1 pseudogene is annotated in these 624 nt (G+C 70.0%); it reads left to right on the top strand.

Annotated features, from left to right (window positions below):
- Positions 1 to 587: pseudogene (locus tag RTN46_RS04525) on the top strand (cysteine--1-D-myo-inosityl 2-amino-2-deoxy-alpha-D-glucopyranoside ligase); the annotation flags it as partial.
- Between the last annotated feature and the right edge of the window lie 37 nt (positions 588 to 624).

Genomic DNA, 624 nt, shown 5'->3' on the forward strand with positions numbered 1-624 from the left:
ACGGGCGTCCGGGCTGGCACATCGAATGTTCGGTTATTGCCCGCCGGTTCCTCCCTGCTCCCTTCACGGTCCAGGCCGGGGGATCGGACCTGATGTTCCCGCACCACGAAATGAGCGCTGCGCATGCCTACGCCTGCTCGGGACTTCCGCTGGCCGACCACTACGCGCATGCCGGCATGGTGGGCCTCGACGGCGAAAAGATGAGCAAGTCCCTCGGCAACCTCGTGCTGGTTTCCCGCCTGCGCTCCGAAGGGGTTGAGCCGGCGGCGATCCGCACGACGCTGGCCGGCCACCACTACCGGTCGGACTGGTTCTGGACGCCCGAGGACCTCGGGCGTGCGCAGGACAGGCTGCGGCGCTACCGGGAGGCCCTGCCCCTGACCAGCGCACAGGATGCCTCAGCGCTCCTGGAGAGTTTCCGCATGGCCCTGGCCGATGACCTGAATGCTCCGGCCGCGCTGGCCGCGGCCGATGAGTGGGCTGCGGCGCTGCTCGACGGCCCTGATGCCCCAGCGCCCGCCTCGCCGGCAGGGGCCGAGCTGGCCGAAGCTGCCTTCGACGCCCTCCTAGGCATCCGGCTGCACTAAGCGCTGCGCCAGACACAGCGAAGACAGCAGGGGCCCG

This window comes from Arthrobacter sp. (assembly GCF_031988865.1).
Lineage (GTDB): Bacteria > Actinomycetota > Actinomycetes > Actinomycetales > Micrococcaceae > Arthrobacter_B.